Genomic DNA, 14,466 nt, shown 5'->3' with positions numbered 1-14,466 from the left:
AGACGACTTCCTCGCACAGCTGGTCCTTGAACTCCTGGCTGAACCGGCGACGTGATGCAGGCATTCTGCACATTCCTCATTTCAGTAGTCCCCCGATTTTAAGGGGGTCCACTGTCCGAGAACTCCGTGGCGGCCCACACAGACCGCGGCCAATGTCAGAGGGACCCACGCAGGGTTAATGTCCACACGTTAAAGCAAAAACCCCCTCTGACGAGGGGGTTGCTGTGCCCGAGGTGGGACTCGAACTGCATTCCCACCCCCGCAAACACTGGACTCCCCCGAAAACATGCGGAATCCGGCCCGATCCGGCCCCGGTATGACCCGATCCGACACCCAAAGTGTGTACTTTGATGCTCCTATTGGTGTCAACGGTCGTTGAGCCACGCGCCGCGCAGGTTACCGTGGCCGCGCAGGCAGCACGCGGGCCAACCCGGGATCCGGCATCTGGACGGTTGCAGGGGATTGGCAGTTGAGCCAGGTTTCGTAGCGTTTGTGGAAGTCGTTGTCGTGGGTGAGTCCGCGTTCGAGGCGGGACAGTGCGGTGGGCCAGACGTGGAGGGCGTCCGCGGCTTGTTGAAGGGTCAGGTGCTTGGCTGTGCGTGTTGTCCGGAGTGTTCCGGCCTCGGGTGCGGGGCGCGGGTGGAGGAGTTGGTCGTAGATTTCCCGGGCGACGTAGCGTTTGAGGCAGCGCATGATTTCCTTGGTGCTTTTGCCTTCCTGACGTCGTCTGGCCACGTAGGCCCTGGTCCTGCTGTCGTAGCGCATCCGCACGAGGACCACGCGGTGGATGGCCTTGTTCGCCTGCCGGTCGCCGGCCCGGCTGAGCCGGTGCCGGGAGGTTTTCCCGGAGGATGCGGGGATCGGGGCGACGCCGACCAGGGCCGCGAACTTCGCCTCCGTGGTGATGCGTTCGGGGTTGTCACCCGCCGTGACTAGCAGCTGGCTGGCGACGTCGGTGCCGACGCCCTGAAGGTCGCGCAGCATCGGTGCGTGGAGGGCGAGGATGTCGTCGAGTTCGGCATCGATCAGTGCCAGCTCCTGGTGCAGGTGCCGGTAGCGGACGGCGAGCCGTTTCAGCACGGTCGCGGTGCTGGTCAGCGGCTCGGAGGCCGGTCCGGCTGGTCGTGTCTTCTCCAGCGCGGCCATCAGTGCCGGGCCTGTCATGGCCCGGTATTTGGCGCGGATGGTCTCCGGTGCGGTCACCAGGATCGCCCTGACCTGGGTCATCACGGCGACCCGGGCGCGCATGGCGGTGGCACGTTCCGCGCGCAGCACCCGCAATGATTCCACCGCCCCGTCCCGGGATTTCGGGGTGGCGCCGGCCCGGCCGGAGAGCACCGATTCGGCGGGCCTGGTAGGCATCGAGCGGGTCGGATTTTCCCTGCAGCCGGCGGGCCTGCCGGTTCGGGCGCATCACCTCCACGACGTGGATGCCCTCGCGGACGAGTACGCGAGAGAGTTCGGCACCGTAGCTGCCGGTCCCTTCCACACCCACGGCAAGGACAGGACCGAACTCTGCGATGAACTCGATGATGCCCTGGTAGCCGGACCCCGCGGCGGGGAATTCCCTGTCGGCCACGTGCCGGCCGGTATCGGTGATGAGTGCGACGTGGTGGGTGTCGGCGTGGGTATCGACCCCGGCGATGACTTTCAGATGTTCATTTGCCATGATGAAACTGCCCTGACCTTCCGTTGCGTGCGATGGAACACAAAAGGGCACGCCGGCCGGGTGGGCAGACAAGACAGTAATGGGACTCTTCGAACAGGCTCCTATAAGGTCATGTCCACTTGGCCGCCGCGTTTACTGCGGTCGTGTCGCGGCGGACAGATCAATGTCAGGACAAACCCTCACGCGGGCGTCAGCCACACTTCGAGCCACGCCGCAACACAGGCCAATTCCATCATTACTGTACACACTTCCTTTTTGCCACATTGAGATCGGGAACTCACGGATTCCACTCTTCTGTCCACAACCACCACGCTGCGCAGGCGTTGAGCCCATTGGCAGTGTCTATCAGACACTGCCAACCCGCCGAAAAAACTGACGAAGGCCGGCCTGTGGAAGCACCTCTCCGGGGTGGGGCCGGGATGTCCTCATGCCCTCGGCACCGGACTTTCCAGGGCAGCCGTAGGCTCAGAAAATGATTGGACGAGTAGATGAGGTCGTAGTGGATTGCCAAAACCCGGCCGCACTTGCGGAGTTCTGGTCCTCGGTCCTCGGTGGCGAACCAGTGCATCGAAGCGATGCGTGGTCCTTCATCGATCCGCCGGGATGGACGCGGCTGGCCTTCCAACGGGTGCCCGAAAACAAGCAAGGGAAGAACCGGCTCCACATAGACGTGCACGTGGAGGATGTGCCGGCCGCCTCTGACGCCGCCGAAGCCATCGGAGCTCGCAGGATCGGCAAGATCCACATAGGTACTGTGGGCACGTTCCAAGTGCTCCAGGATCCCGAAGGCAACGAATGGTGCGTTGTGCGCGCCGCAGGCGCATGACAGACAAGCCCCTCAGGAAAACTCCTTCAATGCCTCCGTCAGGAGGCGGCCCGGCGGGCCGAGTCGCCGGTGGATGCCGTTGGAGGCCACCACTTCCGCCGCGATGACGACGTCGGTGACGTCGCTGGCCGTGGCGCTGAAGGGAAACTGCAGCGCCCTGGAACCGGCCGTTCGGGCCGAACCGGGATCCACGGCCATCAGGTCGCAGACCGTACCGACCGCCAGCACAGATGCAGCGATGGGGGTGGCCATCGATCGGGCGGCACCGTCCGTAGCGGCCCGCAGCAGTTCCTGCGGGGAAAACCTTCCGCGCTGACCGGAACCGAGCCGTTCACCGTGCTCCAGCGAGCGCATTTCCACCCACGGGTCTATGACAGCGTGCTGGTCCGTACCCAGCGCTATGGTTGCTCCGGCGTCGGACAATGCGCGGGCCGGGCCGATCCCGTCGGCGAGGTCGGCCTCGGTGCTGGGGCACATCACCACCGTGGCGCCGGCGTTGCCGAGCAAGGCGACGTCCCCGGGCGTCAGGTGCGTGGCGTGGACGGCCGAGAGCCTGCCGGACAGCAGGCCGCGGCGCTCCAGCAGACCGGCAGGCGTGACGCCATAGGCGGCAAGGCAGGCCTCGTTCTCCGCCGGCTGTTCGCTGAGGTGGATGTGAAGGGGCATGTCTACGGGCAGTTGTTTGGCCACCACTGCCAGGTCCTTGTCCGGGACGCCACGCACGGAATGCAGCGCTGCCCCTAGACCGACCATCTCCGGGGGAAAGCTTCGCTCCATTTCGGCGCGAAGCGATGCCAGCCTCGCCAGCCAGGCCTGGACGTCAGCGTCGCCGAACCGCGACTGTTCGGGACTCAGCGGCGTATCGATCCCTCCCGCCAGATACAACGTGTCCAGGAGCGTCAGTCGGATCCCGGCCGCCATCGCCGCCCTGGCCAGCGCCAGCTCCATGGCATGGGGTTCTGCGTAGTGGGCCCCGCCCGGCTGGTGGTGGACATAGTGGAACTCGGCCACACTGCTGAAACCGGCGACCACCATTTCCGCGAACACCGCGCTGGCGAGCTTTTCGTAGCTCTCCGGTGTCAGCTCGGCCGCGCTCCGGTACATCTGCTCCCGCCACACCCAGAAGTCGCCGCGTCCGTGGTGCGTGCGTCCGCGCAGGATCCTGTGGAAGGCGTGGGAATGGGCGTTGGCGGCGGCCGGAAAGACGACGCCCTTTAGTACGTGGTCGCCGGGCTGCGGCTTTGCACCCGGTGTGATCGCAGTAATCCGGCCGTCCCGGACGTCCAGCCGCACCGACGCGAGCGCCGCGGCGGGGTCAACTGCACCGCCGTCGTCGTCGCCCGGGCTCCCGTCAGCCGGAGCGTCGCCGGCCACAACAGCCGACTCGCACCAGAACCCGGTCACAGCAGCCCCTCCAGGACATTCGCCAGGGCCTCGGCACCGGTGTTGGCGTCCTCGTCGGCAACGTATTCCTCCGGGGAATGCGAGATGCCGCTGGGATTGCGGACGAACAGCATCGCGGACGGCACATAGGCGGAGAGCACTCCGGCGTCGTGGCCGGCACCGGTAGGAAGCACAGGAGCCCCGGGCAGGATCCCGCTGATCCGCCGGGTCAGGCCGGGATCGAAATGGACAGTGTCGCTGTAAGACTCCTCCGTGAGGGTAACGGAGCATCCTTCACCTGCCGCTATCCTTTGGGCGGCGCCGTAGATCGATTCGATCAGCCGGGCGGTCACGGCGTCGTTGGGATGCCGGGCGTCGAGCCACATGTCTACGCGGGAGGCAATGACGTTGGTTCCGCCGGGTACCGGCATCAGGCGTCCCACCGTGGCGCGCGCATCCGGCTGGGCTGCGGCAGTGTCGCGCACGGCGACGATGATCTGCGCCGCTGCGACCATCGGATCCGCACGGTCAGCCATCAGGGTGGTCCCGGCATGGTTGCCCTGGCCGCTGATGCTCAGCTTCCAGCGGCCGTGCCCCAGGATGGAACTTCCGACGGCGATGGCCGGGCCGCCCGTTCCCAGGCCCTTGCCCTGCTCAACGTGCAGTTCAACAAAGTTGCCGATTCGGGCCAGGGCCTGGGCATCCGGACCGACGTGCCGGGGGTCGAGCCCGTTCGACCGCGCGACGTCCGCGAACGTGTTGCCGTCGCCGTCGCGCAGGTTCCGCGCCTTGTCGACGTCGATGGCTCCGGTAAGAAGGCGGGATCCGAGGCAGGCCACGCCGAAGCGGGAGCCCTCCTCCTCAGGGAACACCGTGATGGCCAGGGACCGGTTCGGCACATTTCCGCGGGCAATAAGGATGTCGACGGCGGCGAGTGCCGATGCGACGCCGAGCGGGCCGTCAAAGGCGCCGCCGCCGGGTACTGAATCGAGATGGCTTCCAGTGACCAGGGCGCCGTCCTGGGGTTCGCCCCACCACGCCCAGATAATGCCGTTGCGGTCGGTCTCGACGGCCAGGCCACGCTGGAGCGCCTGTTCGATGAACCACGCCCTCAGGTCGAGTTCCGCAGTCGAGTAGACCGCCCGGGAATAACCACCGCGCACCGCGTCGCGGCCCACGTCCTTGATCGAATCCAGGAGCTGGTTGACGGTTTCCAAATGAACCTCCGAGTAGTGTGAACTGCCACCAAGTAAAAACCAATTTCCACTGCATGACCGCTTTCGGCCTATTAACCGCTTTCGGCCTATTAACAGTTGTCGCCGCCACGGCGCAGCCAGTCGTAGAGGTCCAGGCGTATTCCTCGTGCAACTCTCACTCGATGCAGGCTACAACATCAGCTACGCCGTCTATGTGTCTGACTACTCGCGGTACCTCCCTGCCGATGCTGCCCACAGGAAATCCGCCGCTGCCTGAAGCGCCTCATCACCAGACAGCTCTTGCGCCAACTCCAGACACTCATGGCTTAACCCGCCACCATAGAAGGGTCGTCTAGTCGGCGCCCGTCGTGCCGCCCGGGACGTCGAAGGCCTTGAGCACTGCCGCGCCTTCCGCGAGAAGAGGTTCGCGATCGGCTGGCTGGGCCACACGCCGGGTCACATCGCTCAGGAGAGTCTCGACGTACCGCCGGACTACAGCGTGGTGGGCCGCGTCGCCGAACCACAAGAGATCGCGGCACACGCGCAGCAGAGCCCGGACGACGCGAGGTTCGTTCGCGCCGTACCGCCGCACCTGTCCGAGGGCGAGATCCACGAGATAGGCGAAATCGCGAGCCGGCACGTGCAGCCTTATGGTGCCTTGCGCGTCCGCCACGGCCTGCGGACCGTGCTGCCGGAGCGCGAGGGCCGCGAGGATCGAGCCGAGATGATCGACCGCCTGGTTCGCGGTGTAGGGGTCGTTGATGGCGGGCGAGAGCGCCTTGGACGCGACGTCGGCGAGTTGCCGGATCCCGAAGGCGACGTCCTGCTCAAGGGTCCGTTCGTAGCCAATCCGCACGCTCTGCACGAGCGCCCGCCGCAGTTCAGCGCCAGCGTCGGGGGCCAGGGGACCTTCGCCCGCGCTCGCCCACACCCAGGCGAGCGGAGCCCCGGCGACGACGTGTCGGCCGACCATGGGCACCATCTGGGCAGTGAGGCCTCGGCTCGCGAGCGCGCCGACGAACGCCTCAACATGGAAGGCTTGGACATATCCAGACCGCGGTGCCGGCAAGGCCGTGGCGCCGGGCGGCGGGTTTGGCATGCGAAGAGTGGGGTCGCCCGGGACGAACGACCGCTCGATCACCTTGAGTGTGGCCGTCTCGACGCGCTTCATGACTTGGTCCACCTGGATCGAATGCGCCAGGTGGTGGGCGAAGTAGACGAGCATGATCATGCTCACGAACAGCAGCAGCAGTGCGCCGCTCACCGCGAGGCGCGGGTAGTCCTGGGTGCGCTGTCCGCCGGCGATGCCGACGGTGTAGAGGCCCGCCGTGCTGTACGCGAACGTGGCCATGAACGTGCTCAGCGTCACCTGGTTGGGGATGTCGCGCAGGAAGTTCCGCAGCAGTCGCGGGCTGAACTGCGTAGACGCGAGCTGCAGGGCAACGACGGTGAGCCCGAGCACGACGGCGATGACGGTGACCATCGTGCTCGCGATCCCGATGAGCAGGTTCCGCGCGTCATCGGACGTCCCTTGGAATAGGAGGACGGCGAGGGGCGACGCTGCGCCCAGCTGCACTGCGGAGAGCCCCGCCCCCGCGATGAGCGCGAGGGCGACGGCGCACGTCGGCATCGCCCACAGGGCACTCGCCAGATACTCCCGAACGGCCTCACGCCTCACATGTAACACTCTCGGCCGACGGTCCTCGCCCGTCAAGGGCAGCGCTGCAGGGTTGCCGCCCAGTGGGGCGCAGTCGCCCTGGGGGCGCATGGGGTGCTTCTGCAAGTCAGGGGACCACATGCAAAACGTCGCAGACAGACCAGGTCCCGGGCCGGCGGAGCCCTTCGGAGCCGGACCGGGGCCCGACAGCCGACCGCGCGAAGCGGATGCCCATAATTCCGTTGCAGCGAATCGGAACCCAGACCGGATTCGAAGAACCAGCCCCACATTGCCTGGTTCTGGCCGCTCTTCTTTATTGACGACCGCTCTAGCGAATTGCCGGCTGGTGGCCCGCCAAGGCACGCCGTTTGATCCAGGGCGGCGCCTCTCGAGCCGAAAGTTCCTCTGGCCGGGGTACGTTCAAGTGGTTCGATGTGCCTGCGGGGCTTTACGGGGGTTGTTGAAAGAGTCGCGCCAGCCCAGTTTCTGAATCCGAGAGGGCGAGGATGACGTCACCGGCACGCAGTGTGGTATTGCCGCGGACTTGGATGAGATGGCCATCTCGTCGGATCATGCTGATCCACCCTGACTCGCCTAGGGCCATGTCCGCTATCGTGGAGCCGTCTGCCGGGGATCCTGGCTCAACGACGTGCCGGTGTAGTCCGTGTGGTTCGTCTGTGAACCGCAGGCCAATGCCCCAGGGTTCCGGGTCGATGTGGCGCATCGGCACGTGCAGGAGTGCGGCGAGGTAGGGCACGAATGTGCCTTGAACGACGACCGAGGTCAGTACGACGATGAATACAATGGAGTAGATACGTGACGCATCGGCCGGTCCGGCGCTGAGGATGAACATGCCCAGCAGGATCGGGACGGCTCCTTTGAGGCCGGCGAGAAGGATGAATGCACGTTCGCCCCGACGCAGCCGGATGGGTGTTATGAGCAATCCGACAAGGGCGGGGCGGATGATGAGGATGAGCAGGCCGGCAAGGACCAGCCCGATCTCCAGCTCGCCGGATCGGAGGATATCTCGGAGCGAGACGCTGAGCCCGAGAACTGTGAATGCAACGATTTCGGCCAGGCTGGCGATACCGGCGCTGAAGCGTTCGATGTCGCGTTTGTGAGGGGCGCGTTGGTCTCCGATGATGATTCCTGCCAGAAAGACGGCCAAAAACCCTGAACCGTGGAGCAGGGTCGTTGCGGCGTAGATGAAGGCTACAGCCGCCATCGTTCCCACCGAGTGCAGGGCTTCGTTAGGCAGGACAACTTTGCGCATCAGCGCCAATAAGCCATGGCCGGCGAAGAAACCGATGAGCGCGCCGACGGCCATTTGGAGTGTGAAATCCGCAGTGACACTGGCCACGGCGTCAAGCCCGACTCCGGTGACACCGAGCAGGCTGATCATCAGGGCAATGCCGACGGGGTCGTTCGCCCCCGACTCACCCTCCAGGATGGTGCCGGTCCGACCAGTGATTTCCCGGCCGCCCAGGACGGAGAACACCACGGCGGGATCTGTCGGGGACAGCGCCGCGCCAATGAGCAGGGCCGTGCTCCAGCCGAATCCAAAAAGCGCATGTGCGGTCAGCGCCAGGGCGGCGGCCGTTGCTGCAGTCCCGGCGATACCGATCCAAGCAATGGCCCCGGCGGATTGGCGGAACCGGCGCCAGCCGATGTGCATGCCACCATCGAAGAGGATGAACACCAAGGCAACTGTGACAATTCGTTGTTCCACTGTCACCGGGATATGTTCCAACGCAGGGATAACATCGGAGGCCAGGGCCGCGGCCAAGAGAAACACTGCCGGCGCGGGTACTCGGAGCCGGGCGCTGAGGCGGTGGGCCAGCACGGCGGCAAGAAGAGCGGCCGCGACCAAGAGCATGACGAGGCTGAACGGCTCGACGTCGATCACGTGTTGAATGCTACGCCAGTGACGGGTGTCAGAGGCCAGGGCCCGGCCTGTCAGCACTCGCGGCCGCAATTCGTCGACCGAAGACTTTCATCAGTCATATGGCGGCACTTGCGTGAACTTCGCCGCCGCTCAGCAGCCTTCGGGCACGTGGTTGTGTTGGCCTGGCACAGACGTCAATCAACGCTGGCGTGCCCCGCACATCCGTGTTGCCCTTACCCGCAAGCTCGTCGCGGAAGTCGGCCTAAAGTCGAGGGACGTTGATGCCGAGTCCCCCGCCGAGGATCAATGGTCCGGCAATGCCGAACTGGGCCAGGGTCTGTGCTGTGCGCCCGCAACTGGGCTGGAGCCTGCTGGCCTTCATCGTCCTGGACACCGCCATCGGCGCCGCCGCGTACCCCCTCGCTGCACGACGAGGAACCGCCCACGCCTGACGCATCGCCCGTGCTATAGCCGGTGTCGAACGACCAAGGAAGCCCCAGAGGGCATTCGTTGTCCGGGGCTTCCCTGGCTCCCGGCGGACTACGGGAACTCTGCGGCTGGACCACAGGGGGGCGGCGGGATCCCCTGGTGTCACTCGCCCATCATCGTTGGCCGGCTGCGCCCGGCAGGAATTCTGATGAGACATCTCTGTCTTGCGGTCAAAGTCGGGGAACCGTGCATTCGTTGGGTAATTTTAGGAGTTTGGATCGAGGTAGAGCGAGAATCCAGTGATTTCGTCGTTCTCGTTCATCTCGATGTGCAGCTTGTCCTCGTCTGAGCAACCGCCTGCATCTGCGCGCGCCACAAAACGCTTGAGATCTCCGAACGTGGCACGCTGTCCCTCAGGTCCGGAGAACTCAATTTCCAATTTCAGTCCGACAGCCATGGCAGACTGTATGCCAGCCAGCGGGGTCAACCGTCTGTGGGTCCCAGAGCCGGGTCAGCGGCCACCGGTGCGGGTGATGGTGGCTGCCGGAGGATCCGGGGCCGCTCGCCGGTGAACGTACGGCGACCGATCGCCGGAGTGGTGGCGGCCGGATCAGGGCTGGAACCTGTATCCGATGCCCGCCTCGGTCATGAAGTGGCGGGGGTTGCCGGGTTCTGGTTCGAGCTTGCGGCGGAGCTGGGCCATGTAGACCCGCAGGTAGTTGGCTGCCTTGGTGTAGGCGGCACCCCAGATTTCGGTGAGGAACTGCTGCTGGGTGACGAGTTTTTCGGGGTTCCGGACCAGGATTTGCAGGATGCCCCATTCCGTGGGGGTCAGGCGCACGTCCTGCCCGTTGCGGGTGACGCGTCTCAGGGCCAGGTCGACAGTGAAGGAGGCTGTGGTCACCACGCGCGCTTCGTCAGCTTGGGTGGTCCGGCGTTGGCCGGCGCGCAGCCGGGCCAGGAGCTCGTCCAGTCCGAAGGGTTTGGCCACCACTGATGCTTCTTCAGGTGGGAGTCGCTCACCGCGCCGGGCCCCTGACGGACGCCCTTGGCGTCCTGCAGACCGAACAGCAGCCACCGACTGAAGTTCTCCCCGACTCCCGGCCGCACCGCCGAAGGATCCGCAGGCGGCCTGCTCATCGTGGTCATGTGTACCTCTCCGCGCGATGCCCGCCGTCGTGTTCACTGCCGACGATAACACCGGCCCGGGCCGCGCTTCCCGGGCCGGCATCAATCTGGACGGACCCTTAACACCGGCCGTTGCGCGGTCTTCACCGCGAACTCATGGAGCCGCGGGCGGGGATTTCGATGTAGAGGATGGATCCGGCGGCGGGCCGCAGGTACCGGTGTTTACGGTGTCGTGCGGGCCGGTAGAGGTGTCCGAAGGGGTCCTCCACACGGGCTTGCTCCAGCCGGTCCTGGCTTGCGAGCCTTTGGTCGATCTCCTGAATGTTGGACGGGTGTGATGCAAGGCCGTCAATGTTCAGAGACCAGGCGCCCGCGGCCGGTGCTGTCCCGCGTTCCAAGCCGAGGGTTTCGAACAGGTCCGAGACCACTTCGTGACGGGTAGCGGGGTCGAAGCGCCGGAGCCGGTGCCCCTCCGGGTGCGCGTTTTGCGCGTCCAGCCACGCGTGGCGGAGCCAATGGAATTCCACCGGGCCGCGGGAGGGTCCCAGGATCAGGTGGCGGTTCGGATCCAGGGCCAGGCGGTAGGCGGTGCCGCTGCGGTCGATGATGCACGCAGCTTCCCCAACGTACTCAAAAGCCGACAGCAGATCCTGTTCGGACCCCAGATGGCGTGAATAACGTCCCGGCGCTCACTCGCGCATCTGTCAGCCGCCGCCGCGCCGGGGCAAGGCTCAGCGGTGCGGGCCGGTGTGCCGGTTGCGCTTTCGAGTTCGCCCCGCTGAGGCGTTCGCAGGTGCGGTCACTTGGATCCCGCGGAGCGCGGTGGTGGGGTCGGCACGCGTGGGAGCAAACATGCGGTGAGGTTGCGGACGGTAATGCCGGTATGTGTCGCGGGCACAAGCAGCGCGGAGGCGAGAGTATGGCCGCGTTGGCTCGGGCCGCTGGCTTTGCGGTGGCGGGTTTCGTAGGCGCGGAAGGCGGCGGCGTGGTCCTCGGGGGTGACGGCCAATGTCTCGGCCAGGGTGGTGGCGCCGATCATGGCCAGGCTGGATCCGTCTCCGAACAGGGACATGCAGGAGGCGGCGTCTCCGAGCAGCGCGACCCGGCCGCGGGACCAGGCCGGCAGCCGGACCCGGCTGACCGAGTCGAAGTACAGGTCGTCGGCGGCGCGCAGGCGCTCGAGCAGTTCAGGCAGCACGGGTGGCGCGGGTGCCGGCCAGCCGGCGTAGGCGTCGAGAGTGATCCGCTTATGGGCCTCGACGTCGCGGCGGTCGAGCCCGGGCCGGGCCGGGCCGCGAAAGATGAACGCGGCCCCCTCGCTGCCCCGCACGGGGTGCACCGTCAGTGACCGGCCCGGCGCGTTGTACATCAGGATCGTGGCCGGATCTGCCGCGAGGCGGTCGAGCGGCAGTGTGGCGACGTACAGCCCGAGGTGGCGGACGAAGTCCGTCTCCGGGCCGAAGACCAGGGTGCGCACGCTCGAGTGCAGCCCGTCGGCGCCGACCACCAGGTCAAACCGGCGCGGGGCGGCGTGCTCGAAGGTGACGTCGACTCCCCCGGTGTCCTGGCGCAGCGCAGTGATCGCGTCGCCGAACAGGAACTCGGCGTCGTCGCGGGCGGCATCGCAGAGGATCGCCGAAAGGTCGGCCCTGGGCACCTCGACCTCGCCGCGATGTGGCCGGCCCAGCCGTAGCGGACCGATCCGGCGGCCGGAGGCAGTGACAAAGGAAAAGCCGGTCGCGTGGGTGGCCGCGTCACGCAAGCGCGGCATGATTCCCATCCGGCCGGCCACGTGGGCGGCCCCGCGACGCACGTCGACCGGGTTGCCGCTGGAGCGCAGTCCCCGGGCGCGTTCGACGACCGTGGGGCGGAATCCCTCCCGGGCCAGCCAGTACGCCAGGGTTGGGCCGGCGATACCGGCACCGCAGATCAGCACTGTGCCTAGCCCCATACCCGCCATCCTAACGATTTCGAAGTGCCCAAGAACCTGGCTCAGCCCGCGGCCACTGATGTGCGCGCCGCGGATCATCTAAGCGCCAGCCGTGGTCCGGGGCGGTGTTGAGGGCCCCGGCCGGCAAGCGTCTGGCCCCTGCACCTATGCCGGCCCCCTACCGCAACACCCTCCGACCGCTCCCCCGCCGCGAAAGACTCATCTAAATTGTTCCCGCACAGCCGCGCGCAGACGGAACCGCAAACCGCCATTTCAAGCCGCGATTTGACCGCCCACTCTCCCAGACCAGCGGCGAAGGCCTTAGAACCGTCCCGGAGAAAGAGTGGCCCGGTATCCGAAGAACATGCATGCTTATCTGCAGCGGCAACTCGCAAGTCAGTCCACTTCAGCAGCAAACTTTTTATGCGAGTCCGCCTGGTGCTGAGAGCCACTATTCGTTCTAGAAGGAACAACGGGGCCAGCCCGCTAAGGAGGTCCTCTCGTGGGAGGAAAAGTGAGGCGGTGAGTACGTCTGGCCGGCTTCTGGGCTGGCTGCTTGGCCTTCCACCGGTTCGGTCGCCATCCGTAGGGGTGCAGCGCGATCTGGCGATCCCGGCGCGGGATGGGGTGGTGCTGTTGGCGGACCGGTATTTTCCGGTGACCGACGCCCGGGCGCCGGTGGTGTTGATCCGCACGCCGTATGGGAGGGGGTCAGCCAACATCCTCGTGTCGCGGCTGATCGCCGAGCGAGGCTACCAGGTCCTTGTCCAGAGCCTGCGCGGCACCGGCGGATCCGGCGGGACCTTCAACGGATTTGTGATGAACCGCGACGACGGCCTGGCGATCATCGAGTGGATGCGGGGCCGGGACTGGTTCCCCGGCGCGTTCGCCACGTGGGGCGCCAGCTACCTCGGGTACGCCCAATGGGACTTGGCCTCCCAGGTGATACCCGAATGGAAAGCGGCGATCCTCGACGTCGGTCCATCGGATTTTTATCACACGTTCATGTACCCCGGAGGTGTCTTCGCCCTCGGCAACGCCCTCGGATGGGCCCAACTGGTGAGCAGCATGTTTAGCCCGGACCAATCTATCCGGACCCGGACCGTGTCGGCGCTCACGGCCAAGGCCCGGTTGACGCGCGCCGCGAACCAGCTGCCGGTCAGTGGAGCGGACAGGGTCGCCACGGGTGACCGGATCGGATACTTCCAGGAATGGATCCGGCACGAGCGTTACGACGAATACTGGGCGGCAATGGATTACCGCCCCAACGCCTCGAACATGCCTCCGGTCGTGCATCTGGCCGGAGCGTGGTGGGACTTCTTCCTCCCCAACGTCCTTGCCGACTACGCAGCGCTAAGTCGCCCGGGACGATCCGTGCGGCTGTTCATCAGCTCGGCGGCTCACGGCCGGAACATGGCACTCCGGTCCTACCAGCGCGATGCGTTCGCCACGCTTGACCGCGCGCTCGGAAACCGACGCCCGTCAGAACCTGCTCTGCCGGTCAGGGTGCGGGTCACCGGCACCCGCCACTGGGCCGAACTGCCCGGCTGGCCCCCGGCGACCGGCCGTCCGGCCCGGTGGTACCTGCAGCCTGCCGGAATACTCGACATGCGGCCGGCCCCGCCCTCGCCCCCGTCCCGTTACGTCTACGACCCGGCCAACCCGACACCCGCGGCTGGCGGCAGCGTCGTCGGCTGGGGCGCCGGCAGCCAGGACAACAGGACACTCGAAGCCGGCACGGACGTCCTGACCTTCACCAGCAACCGGTTGGAAACCGATCTCGACGTCATCGGCCCCGTCACCGCGACACTGTACATCCGCTCCAGCCTCGAGCACACAGACTTCCATGCCAGGCTCTGCGACGTGGATCCGCACGGCCGGTCACTAAATCTCTGCGACGGGATCATCCGCCTGCACCCAGGAAACAACCTCCCGGACCCCGAAAGAATCCGAACCGTCCACATCCAGCTCTGGCCGACAGCCCACCGCTTCCGCAGCAGCCACCGCATCCGGCTACAGGTCTCAAGCGGCGCCCACCCGCGCTTTAACCGCAACCCCGGGACAGGCGAGCCGCTGGCCACTGCCATCGAGCTGCGCGTCGCCCATCAGGAAATACTCCACGACCCCCCGCACCCCTCTACCCTGAATCTTCAGGTCGTCCCTCACCCAGGCGGCGCAGCCCACTATTCTCATGACGGACGCCACACCCATCTGAACTGCGTCTCCGTACAAAAGGGGCAGCTGACGGCAGTCCGACGGCGGCGGGTCTCCGGCGAGGGGTCCCGCCGTCGTCGTCCATGCCCCGCAGGGCCGGCATGAAAAAGAAAAAGGAGTTTCCGATCGGAGGGTAACCTTTCGGGCTA

The 14,466-nt window shown here is 66.2% G+C and carries 10 protein-coding genes and 2 pseudogenes; 2 read left to right on the top strand and 10 right to left on the bottom strand.

All coding sequences use genetic code 11. From position 1 onward, the window contains the following. Positions 1-396 precede the first annotated feature (396 nt). Both LQV16_RS13040 and LQV16_RS13035 read right to left on the bottom strand, forming a co-directional pair. Positions 397-1,362: a transposase gene (locus tag LQV16_RS13040; RefSeq protein ID WP_229994314.1), complete on the bottom strand. Its 966-nt coding sequence runs from the start codon at positions 1,360-1,362 to the stop codon at positions 397-399. Between the two features lie 52 nt (positions 1,363-1,414). Next, positions 1,415-1,669 (bottom strand): annotated as a pseudogene (locus LQV16_RS13035) (transposase); the annotation flags it as partial. A 472-nt stretch (positions 1,670-2,141) separates the two neighbouring features. Between LQV16_RS13035 and LQV16_RS13030 the strand changes: the two are divergent. Then, positions 2,142-2,495 (top strand): VOC family protein, encoded by a 354-nt coding sequence (locus LQV16_RS13030; RefSeq protein ID WP_229994313.1) that lies wholly within the window; start codon positions 2,142-2,144, stop codon positions 2,493-2,495. Positions 2,496-2,507: 12 nt separating this feature from the next. Here the strand turns inward: LQV16_RS13030 and LQV16_RS13025 are convergent, their stop codons facing one another. The 8 genes and pseudogenes from LQV16_RS13025 to LQV16_RS12990 form a co-directional block, all read right to left on the bottom strand. After that, on the bottom strand, positions 2,508-3,899 hold the full coding sequence (locus LQV16_RS13025; RefSeq protein WP_229994312.1) for a formimidoylglutamate deiminase: 1,392 nt from the start codon (positions 3,897-3,899) through the stop codon (positions 2,508-2,510). After that, positions 3,896-5,095, bottom strand: coding sequence for an allantoate amidohydrolase (locus LQV16_RS13020; protein ID WP_229994311.1), 1,200 nt, complete (start codon positions 5,093-5,095; stop codon positions 3,896-3,898). The genes LQV16_RS13025 and LQV16_RS13020 overlap by 4 nt, the downstream gene beginning before the upstream one ends. 331 nt (positions 5,096-5,426) lie before the next feature. Beyond that, entirely contained in the window at positions 5,427-6,752 is a 1,326-nt protein-coding gene (locus tag LQV16_RS13015; RefSeq protein ID WP_229994310.1) for a DUF2254 domain-containing protein, read from the bottom strand. 427 nt (positions 6,753-7,179) lie between these two features. Continuing rightward, positions 7,180-8,637 carry a cation:proton antiporter gene (locus LQV16_RS13010; RefSeq protein WP_229994309.1) on the bottom strand — a complete coding sequence of 486 codons (1,458 nt, stop codon included), beginning with the start codon at positions 8,635-8,637 and terminating at the stop codon, positions 7,180-7,182. A gap of 673 nt (positions 8,638-9,310) precedes the next feature. Then, a complete protein-coding gene (locus tag LQV16_RS13005) occupies positions 9,311-9,502 on the bottom strand; it encodes a hypothetical protein (protein ID WP_229994308.1) in 192 nt (63 codons plus the stop codon). A gap of 153 nt (positions 9,503-9,655) precedes the next feature. Beyond that, a pseudogene (locus LQV16_RS13000) lies at positions 9,656-10,036 on the bottom strand (winged helix-turn-helix domain-containing protein); the annotation flags it as partial. Between the two features lie 280 nt (positions 10,037-10,316). Next, positions 10,317-10,700, bottom strand: coding sequence for a hypothetical protein (locus LQV16_RS12995; RefSeq protein ID WP_229994307.1), 384 nt, complete (start codon positions 10,698-10,700; stop codon positions 10,317-10,319). A gap of 272 nt (positions 10,701-10,972) precedes the next feature. Further along, positions 10,973-12,124, bottom strand: a complete 1,152-nt coding sequence (locus tag LQV16_RS12990) for an FAD-dependent monooxygenase (RefSeq protein WP_229994306.1) — start codon at positions 12,122-12,124, stop codon at positions 10,973-10,975. A gap of 501 nt (positions 12,125-12,625) precedes the next feature. Here LQV16_RS12990 and LQV16_RS12985 point away from each other — a divergent pair. Then, positions 12,626-14,422, top strand: coding sequence for a CocE/NonD family hydrolase (locus LQV16_RS12985; RefSeq protein WP_229994305.1), 1,797 nt, complete (start codon positions 12,626-12,628; stop codon positions 14,420-14,422). Positions 14,423-14,466 lie beyond the last annotated feature (44 nt).

Origin of the sequence: Arthrobacter sp. Bi26 (assembly GCF_918697925.1) — a bacterium.
In the GTDB taxonomy this organism is placed as follows: Bacteria; Actinomycetota; Actinomycetes; order Actinomycetales; family Micrococcaceae; genus Arthrobacter.
Note: the sequence above shows the minus strand (reverse complement) of the source record. Positions and strands in the feature narration are given on the sequence as shown.

Excerpts from the sequence above, each read along its gene's own strand:
- LQV16_RS13040 (WP_229994314.1), bottom strand. The coding sequence starts at position 1,362 with ATGCCTACCAGGCCCGCCGAATCGGTGCTCTCCGGCCGGGCCGGCGCC.
- LQV16_RS12990 (WP_229994306.1), bottom strand. The coding sequence starts at position 12,124 with ATGGGGCTAGGCACAGTGCTGATCTGCGGTGCCGGTATCGCCGGCCCA.
- LQV16_RS13005 (WP_229994308.1), bottom strand. The coding sequence starts at position 9,502 with ATGGCTGTCGGACTGAAATTGGAAATTGAGTTCTCCGGACCTGAGGGA.
- LQV16_RS13030 (WP_229994313.1), top strand. The coding sequence starts at position 2,142 with ATGATTGGACGAGTAGATGAGGTCGTAGTGGATTGCCAAAACCCGGCC.